Annotated in this window: 7 protein-coding genes; 2 read left to right on the top strand and 5 right to left on the bottom strand. The window is 55.8% G+C overall.

The window, feature by feature from the left end; genetic code table 11:
- The coding region (locus A6M21_RS10115) for a hypothetical protein (RefSeq protein ID WP_151191889.1) at positions 1–243 on the bottom strand (243 nt) is incomplete at its 3' end.
- Positions 244–738: 495 nt separating this feature from the next.
- On the opposite strand from A6M21_RS10115, the gene sat reads away from it, so the two are divergent.
- Entirely contained in the window at positions 739–1920 is a 1182-nt protein-coding gene (sat, locus tag A6M21_RS10110; protein ID WP_066668356.1) for a sulfate adenylyltransferase, read from the top strand.
- 213 nt (positions 1921–2133) lie between these two features.
- A complete protein-coding gene (locus A6M21_RS10105; protein WP_066668354.1) occupies positions 2134–3279 on the top strand; it encodes a S1C family serine protease in 1146 nt (381 codons plus the stop codon).
- Between the two features lie 96 nt (positions 3280–3375).
- Here the strand turns inward: A6M21_RS10105 and A6M21_RS10100 are convergent, their stop codons facing one another.
- From A6M21_RS10100 to A6M21_RS18790, 4 genes are all read right to left on the bottom strand, one after another.
- Positions 3376–4926 carry a class I adenylate-forming enzyme family protein gene (locus tag A6M21_RS10100; protein WP_066668351.1) on the bottom strand — a complete coding sequence of 517 codons (1551 nt, stop codon included), beginning with the start codon at positions 4924–4926 and terminating at the stop codon, positions 3376–3378.
- Positions 4927–5173: 247 nt separating this feature from the next.
- Positions 5174–6538, bottom strand: coding sequence for a polysaccharide deacetylase family protein (locus tag A6M21_RS10095; protein WP_078060557.1), 1365 nt, complete (start codon positions 6536–6538; stop codon positions 5174–5176).
- 17 nt (positions 6539–6555) lie between these two features.
- On the bottom strand, positions 6556–7737 hold the full coding sequence (locus A6M21_RS10090; RefSeq protein ID WP_066668347.1) for an MFS transporter: 1182 nt from the start codon (positions 7735–7737) through the stop codon (positions 6556–6558).
- 146 nt (positions 7738–7883) lie between these two features.
- The gene (locus A6M21_RS18790) at positions 7884–8024 is read right to left on the bottom strand and encodes a hypothetical protein (protein ID WP_161486048.1); all 141 of its coding nucleotides are present in this window, start codon (positions 8022–8024) and stop codon (positions 7884–7886) included.
- Between the last annotated feature and the right edge of the window lie 130 nt (positions 8025–8154).

The raw sequence follows: 8154 nt of genomic DNA, 5'->3' as shown, positions 1-8154 counted from the left end.
GGGCATGGTTTTTACCCGCCATTGCCCCGTTGCCTCGATGCAGATGTACAGGCGGTGAAAATCACAAAGGAATACCGGTACGTCTTGCCGGCTTAAATACCATACGCCCAATATGATGCTCTGCCTGCCGGACCGGCGGGGCAGGCTTTCAATCACGCCCTGACGGTCCGGTTTTACCGGCAGTTCTTCTATCTGCACCCCGGACAGAACATACCAGCGGCATTTCTTTTCCTTGGCATCCACGGAAACGGCATCATCCTTTGCATCAGTTGCGTATATTATTAACATCCGGCTGCATATTTACTCGTCCCGTGCATTCTTTTCACACTGGATGGACAGTACATACTTGCCAACCGGGCGAATCCGTGTTAATATATTTGTGATAGCCCTCACCATCACAATCCTTTCATTATGTTAAACAAACGTACCGGTGGATCCTTCTGGCAGGCCAGGAAAATCAATGCGCCGTGCTTTTTCAATAAAAAAAAAGGAAGATACGTTTTTATGTCGAAGGTTATTTAAGGATAATATAGAAAAGTTTTTTAAGGGGGTGGGAGGTGACCGTCCGGAAAGTCCGGGCCGCCCGGTCCGGATAGGTTGCTTGTATTTTTGTTTGTTTTTGGGGAGAGTAGGAAATAAAACTTTTCACCCGGGTGGTTTTGGATGGCAAGTGATAGCATGCGCTATCACAACCGTCCGGTTTGAACCCGGGAAATCAAAAGAGGAGGCCTGTTGTTAATGACAAAAAAAGGTTTAGTCGCCCCCCACGGGGGAAAACTGACCCCTGTTCTGGTACCGGAAAATCAACGCCCGGAATATTTGGCCAAGGCCAAGAGCCTGCCCGTAATCCGGATGAGTTCCCGGGAAACCTCCGACCTGTTGATGATCGGCATGGGCGCATTCAGTCCCCTGACTGGTTTCATGAACAAAGCCGATTATGAAAGTGTTGTCGGCACCAAGCATTTGACCAGCGGTTTGGCCTGGCCCATCCCGATTACCCTTTCGGTGACCAGGGAGCAGGCGGCAACCCTTAAAGAGGGGATGGAAGTAGCCCTGGTGGATGATGAAACAGATACTTACGTCGGCATTCTGACCGTGGGCGACAAGTACGAATATGATAAAACCAGGGAATGTAAAGAGGTTTTCTTCACCGATGACATGGAGCACCCCGGTGTGCAGAAAGTAATGTCCCAGGGTGAAGTCAATGTCGGTGGTTCTGTGGTTACATTCAGCCAGCTGGGTTACGCCAAAAAATACGGTAGCTACTACGCCACGCCGTCGCAGACCCGCGCCATCTTTGTAGACAAGGGCTGGAGTACGGTGGCCGCGTTCCAGACCCGCAACCCCCTGCACCGTTCCCATGAATTCCTGTGCAAAATCGGCAACGAAGTTTGCGACGGCCTGCTGATACATCCCATCGTAGGCAAACTGAAGCCCGGCGACATTCCGGCGGAAACCCGCCTCAAGTGCTATGAAGCGCTGCTCGCCAATTACTTCAACCGGAAAAACGTGGTGATGCGTGTTTATCCGATGGAAATGCGCTATGCCGGTCCCAGTGAAGGCATCCTGCATGCCATTTTCCGTCAAAACTTCGGCTGCAGCCATCTTTTGGTTGGCCGCGACCATGCCGGTGTGGGCAGCTATTATGGCGCCTACCAGGCGCAGGAACTGTTTGACCAGTTCGAGCCCGGTGAAATTCTCTGTCAGCCGATTAAAGTTACCGCCGCCTTCTACTGCAAGAAGTGCGACGGCATGACCACCGAAAAAACCTGCGAGCACGATCCGAGCGAACGGATCAGCATCAGCGGCACCAAGCTGCGGGGCATGCTGAGCGCCGGGGAAATGCCGCCGCCGCAGTTCAGCCGTCCGGAAGTGCTGAAGATCTTGATGGAATACTATCAGAGCCTGAACGGCAAATAACCTTGCCTTCTCCAAAGCCTCGTCCCGGCCGGGACGGGGTTTTATTTTTTTCCGGCAGGATTTAACGCCTGCGATAAAGAAAAAATAAAGGGGGAGCCGTGCCGCGTAAATATGCCCATCCTGATATTTGTAATAGAAATTTAACATTATTGCGTTGAATTTGTAAAATTACTGGGTTATGCTGTTTTGGAAGCAATTAGAGGGGGGAAAAGCATGCATAATTGGAAGCGATCGATTCTGTTTACGGCACTGGCAGCTTTTGTGGCCGGCATCATGTTTACAGGCGGTTGCGCTCTGGCCGGCAGGCTGGGTTTAAAACCGGGCAGTGATCCGCTGACGCCCAAAATTGCCGACGCGGCGCCGATTGGCAACAGTACGGTGGCGGACATTGTCAAACAGGCCGGACCGGCGGTGGTCAAGATCGACACGGTGGTGGTAAGCAACAGCGGCGGCAACAATCCTTTATTCAACGATCCCTTTTTCCGGCAGTTTTTCGGTGGTGTCCCCGGCGGCTTCGGGACGCGTCCCCAGGTTGAGCGCGGCATAGGATCAGGCTTCATTATTTCCAAGGACGGCTATATTGTGACCAACGACCATGTCATTGACGGGGCGCAAAAGATCAGCGTCACCATTCAGGGACAGTCCAAGCCGTTGCCGGCAAAAGTGGTCGGGTCGGATTACGATCTGGATCTGGCCGTGCTGAAAGTAAACGACAGTCAACCGTTGCCCACGCTGGCCATGGGGAATTCCGACCAGATGCGGGTGGGCGACTGGGTAATCGCCATCGGCAACCCCTATGGACTTGATCATACCGTTACCGTGGGTGTGATCAGCGCCAAAGGGCGGCCGATCCAGGTGGAAAACCGCCAGTATAAAAACCTGCTGCAAACCGACGCCTCGATCAACCCGGGGAACAGCGGCGGTCCCCTGATTAATTTAAGCGGGCAGGTAATCGGCATCAACACGGCGGTGGCCCAGGCACAGGGCATCGGTTTCGCCATTCCGACCAGCACGGTGCAGGATGTGCTGAGCAAATTGATGAAAGGGGAAACGGTGGCCCATCCGTGGCTGGGAGTGCAGATGCAGTCCGTGGACCAGCAGGTGGCATCCGCGCTCGGCCTCGCCGGCACCCGGGGTGCGCTGGTGGTGGGCGTGGTGCCGGGCAGCCCGGCGGCTAACGCCGGACTGCAGCAGGGGGATGTGATTGTGAAAATTGACAGCAAGGCGGTCAACTCGCCGCAGGATCTGGCCGACGCCGTGTCGGGCGCCAAAGTCGGACAACGCATGGTACTCCAGGTCTACCGCAACGGCAGTCCCCATTACATGCCCCTGACAGTGGGTCAGGCGCCGGCCCGCTAGATGCCTTGGGACAAATGCGTCACGTCAAACACCGCCAATACGGGCGGCGTCAAAACCACCCGGCAGGTGCTTGAAAGAAACAACACCCCTTCCCACTCAGGAAGGGGCGTTGTTGTTATGTTCGTAATAGTTGACCAGCATACGCTTCAGTTCCCGCTTGAACAATTTACCGGAAGTTGTTTTCGGCAGATCATCCACGAACTGAATACGCTTGGGTATCTTATATTCAGCCAGGCGTTGGGCGCAATACCGCTGCAGCTCACCGGGCTCGACAGTGCTTGAACCATCCCGGAGCAGCACGAAAGCCATCACTTCCTCGCCCATGACCGCGTCCGGGACACCGATCACAGCTACGTCAAACACCCGGGGGTGGGTATAAAGCACCTCTTCCACTTCCCGCGGGTCGATATTCAGTCCGCCCCGGATGATTACATTCTTTTTGCGGTCGACAATAAACAGATACCCTTCATCATCCATATAGGCCAAATCCCCGGTATGGAACCAGCCGTTGCGCATAATCCAGCGGTTTTCCTCTTCCTGGTGCAGGTATCCTTTCATTACATTCGGACCGCGTACGACAATTTCCCCCACCTGTCCGGGAGGCAGTTCGCGGTCCTCATAATCAAAAACCTTCACTTCCACTCCCGGCAGGGCGCGGCCGATGGAACCCGGCTTTTTCATCCCGTCCAACGGGTTGATGCTGACCACCGGGGAGGTTTCGGTGAGTCCGTAAGCCTCGGTAATCTGCAGGCCGAACTTTTGCTCGAAGGCATGAAACAGTTGGGGTGAAAGGGCGGCGCCGCCGGACAGGGCGATGCGCCAGGCAGCCAGATTGTAACGGGCGGCGTCGGAAACATTCAACATCAGGGCATACATGGTCGGCGGGCCGAAAAAGAAGGTGATCCGCTCTTTTTCAATCGTTTCCAGCAATGTGCGCGCCCCTTCCCATCCATCGCGGATCACCACCGTGCCGCCGGAAAACAATGTGGCCAGTAAAATACAGGTTTGCGCCGCCGGGTGAAAAACAGGCGCCACCAGCAACGACCTGTCGTCACAGTCCAAACGGCACACCCGGGCAAAGGTCAGGGCGTTGCTGAGCAGGTTTTGCCGGGTGAGCATCACCCCCTTGGGGCTGCCGGTGTTTCCGGTGGTATAAAGGATTTCGACCACCTCGTCCGGTTGGCCCGGCGGACAGTCATTTCCGGCCGGAGCGGCCAAAAGGGAGTGATAGTCATAAAGGGGCGGCTCCATGTGCGTGCTGCGGGTGACAATGATCTTGAGCGGGCGGGATTGTTCTTCGGTCAGCTGCATGAAAATACTGGCGTTTTGCGGGGTGCAGACAACAGCGACCGGAGCGGCGTCCGCAACAATAACAGAAAGTTCGTGAATGGTATACTCAGGGTTGACCGGTATGGCGACACACCGGCAGCGTATGATGGCGAAAAAGGACGCAACGAACTCGGGACTGTTCCCCAGGGCCAGGAGTATCCGGTCTTCCGGCTTGATCCCCAGGGTTTTTAATCCGCTGGCCAACCGGTTGACCTGATCATTCAGTTCGGCATAGGTGATTTTATTATCCTGATAAACCAGCGCTTCACCCTGGGGATATGTCCGGCCGATTTCAGCAAGCTGACGGGCCAAAGTCATTTTATTACCTCCTTAAAACCGCGCCCGGGGCAAATTGTATAAATACATATAAAGTTATAGATTCTCTAAAGGCCTGATAAATTCCTTCTTCCGGCGGGGATTTCGACGGCAATACATTATTATGTGCAAATTGACAGCGCGGCCGGCAGAAAGTAGAATAAACACGGGGTGTTGAACCATGTCCGGACACCAATACAACCGGCCGCGCATACGGGTCGGCAGGCTGCACATAGATCTGGTGTTTTTTTTATTGTTCACCTTTTCCCTGTTGTCCGCCGTCGTCTTGCTTTTGTTTATTATTTTCAGCCGCTGATCCGTTGCCGGCCGGCAGGTAACGCCGCAGCAACTCCGCCCGGCTGATCACGACCAGTTTGGGTGTTAATTTGTCTTTGCGGCCGGTCAGCCGCCGGCGCCCCTCCGGGTGCATCAGTACCAGCAACCATCCCTGGTACCAGCGGGCTATCCGGCGCAGTCCGGACGGCAGCTCTATTTTGATAAAGCCCAGACGTTCCGTGCCCTGGTGAAGCATGGTCAAGCCGAGCAGTGCCTTGATGTCCCGGTAGCGGGGCGTTTGCCGGACATAACCGGCCAGGGCGGGCAGGGAGCGACGCAATTCCTTCAAGGTCAGCAGGGCGATGCGTTCGGGGGTGCGTCCCCGGGCGGTGATTTCCCGCAACAGGTTGTTGTTCAAATGCAGTTCACCAACCGGGTCGCCCGCCCGGAGCACCACGCCGTCCGGCAGGGTCAGCGGTTTCCCCCGGTAACGGCGGCGGGCCAGACGAAAAAGGGACGGCTTGCCGTCCAAATCGACATTTTCGATGGACAGGTGACGGATAATAAAATTGTCAAAACGCATCCACCAGTTTTGCGCCCGTTCCTGCAAACTGCAGGAAAAGTGGTTCCGGCCGGCGGTCATTTCAGCCAGGGAAGTTATTTTCAACCCCCTTTTTTGCAACTCGGAGAGCACCAGCGGCAATGCCGCCAGCATTTTTACCGGGGCTCCGGATGCCGCTCCCGGTGTGCCGTCGCTGTCATGAAACACCAGGATTGAGCCATCGGCGACCCGGGACAGCACCTGGCGGGCAATTGTCCGGGGAGTGGCGCGCCGTCCCCAGTCCCAGCTCATGAATGACCAGAGCACGACCCGCTGCCCGTCAATCCACCGGTACAGGAGGGAGAAAATGTTGAACATCCCCCACGGTGGACGGTAAAGACGGGGTTGTTGTCCGGTGATCCTGGTAAGCACTGCATTTGCTTCCCGGACGTCCCTGGCCGTGGCCCGGGGGCCCAGCAACCAGGGAATGCGGTGCTTGTATCCGTGGCAGGCCACTTCGTGGCCTTTGGTATGAATTTGGGCGACCAGTTCGGGAAAGGCAAGCGCCCTTTCCCCCAAAACAAAAAAGCAGGCCCGGACGTTGTATTGTTTCAATATTTTCAGCACCTGCGGCGTATACACCGGATCCGGACCGTCATCAAAAGTAATGGCCACCCGCCCGCCGCCTTTCGGTACGCGCCAGACCACGCCCACGTGGCACAAACGGGCCAGGGCGGTGGGCAGCAAGGCGTAAAGGCCGAGCAGGAAGGTGAGTAATTTAAACATAGCACCTGTCATATCTATTCGTCTCCAGGTTATTTGATCAACACATTCTCCAGCGGATAGAAAATGTAAAAAACGGCAATACCGGAGAGAATGATGGTGGTAAACAGCAGGGTGGCCATATTGCCCAGGCTGTGCGCGACCAGACTGCCCAATGCCGGACCGACGGCCACGCCCAGTCCCTCCACGGTGGCAAACAGTCCCCATCCCGTGGCCTGCCGGTCGGGGGGGATGACCCGGGCCAGCAGGGAGTTCCAGGCCGGCAGGACCAGCGCATAAGAAAAACCAAGCAGCGCAGCCAGGAAAAAGGCGCTCCCGGCGCTGTGCGTGTTGGCCAGCAGGCCGAGGGCCGTGGCGCTCAACCCGAAGCCCGCGGCCAGCAGTGCTTTCAGCATCACCCGGTTAACCAGCCAGCCCAAAAGCATAAAACAAATCACCGCCGTCCCCCCGCCGGCCGTCAACAAAAGCCCGTACTGGGCGGAATCCAGTCCGAGCTGGTTCCGGGCGAAAAGCGGCAACACAGGCAGCAGCATCCCGGCGGAAAAAGTTTGTAGGAACATGCCGGGAATCAGCACACGCATCAGGCCGTTTTTGCCGGCAAGACAGCTCAGCGATTCCAGCAGGCCGCCGAACTTAATCCCCGCCGGCGGGGACGCAGTGGTGTTGGGCAGGAAAAGCCAGGTTGCAGTTAATGAAACCAGCCAAAGCAGGATAATCATCCAGAAGGCTGTTTCAAAGCCCCGGTGCAGGATGAAGTTGACGCTTACAAAACCGCAGCCCGCCCCGGACAGCCAGGCGCTGAAAACCATGCCGATGCGTGAGGCGCGGTCCGGGCTATCCACCGGGGCCACCTCGCTGATCACGCCCAGCCAAACCGGGGACACGCCCAGTCCGAACAGCGCCGAGGCCAGCACCAGCACCGCGGGCAGCGGCCAGGTCTTCATGAGCAGCAGGGAAAACAGGCTGAGCAACAACCCGCACAGCAACACCGGCCGGCCCGAGCGGTCAAAATACCAGCCGGCGGCTGTTTTGGAAATGGTCTCGGTCATGTAATGGGCGGATACGGCAAAGCCGGCCGCGGTGACCGAAAGACCAAGAAAATTGACGGCGTAAATGGGCAGGAAAGAAAGATAAAACGCTCCCCGGGCGAATTCCGTTACAAACAAAACCAGGAGCAATACCCAGTCCTTGCGCGACAATGAAATGGATAACAAAGGTTTTTATCGCCCCCTTTATTTTTGCAATTTTATTATACCGCAAAACAGACGGAAAAGAAAAGTTCGGGAAAAGCCTCCGGGCCGGGCGAACACAAAACGGCCCGGTTGGGTTTGCACCAGCCGGACCGTGGCAGGTTCTTGTTCTATGGTTGTCTGGTAAGTGCAAGCAGGTAAATTTCGTGTGCCTGATGGCCGGCGTTCAGCTTTTTTTCTGCTTCCTGCAACTGACTGAGTTGGGGATCGGTCAAACGGGCCACTTCCATACCCTGGGTTTTAGCGTCCATAAAAACCAGCCTCCTTTAAAATTTATGCTATTTTGCCCCCAAACAGAAAAAAATACTGCAGCGGGAAAGCGGTTGGTCTGGAATTATTTAACGACAACTTGGGTCTACTGTAAAATGGCATTTTATGATA

The sequence above is a fragment of the Desulfotomaculum copahuensis genome, from assembly GCF_001655685.1.
Taxonomy (GTDB): domain Bacteria; phylum Bacillota; class Desulfotomaculia; order Desulfotomaculales; family Desulfovirgulaceae; genus Desulfotomaculum_G; species Desulfotomaculum_G copahuensis.
This window is presented reverse-complemented; position numbering and strand designations above follow the sequence as displayed.

What these genes read in the sequence shown, in the direction of transcription:
- A6M21_RS10105 (WP_066668354.1), top strand. Translation starts at nt 2,134, where the DNA reads ATGCATAATTGGAAGCGATCGATTCTGTTTACGGCACTGGCAGCTTTT.
- A6M21_RS10095 (WP_078060557.1), bottom strand. Translation starts at nt 6,538, where the DNA reads ATGACAGGTGCTATGTTTAAATTACTCACCTTCCTGCTCGGCCTTTAC.
- A6M21_RS18790 (WP_161486048.1), bottom strand. Translation starts at nt 8,024, where the DNA reads ATGGACGCTAAAACCCAGGGTATGGAAGTGGCCCGTTTGACCGATCCC.
- sat (WP_066668356.1), top strand. Translation starts at nt 739, where the DNA reads ATGACAAAAAAAGGTTTAGTCGCCCCCCACGGGGGAAAACTGACCCCT.
- A6M21_RS10100 (WP_066668351.1), bottom strand. Translation starts at nt 4,926, where the DNA reads ATGACTTTGGCCCGTCAGCTTGCTGAAATCGGCCGGACATATCCCCAG.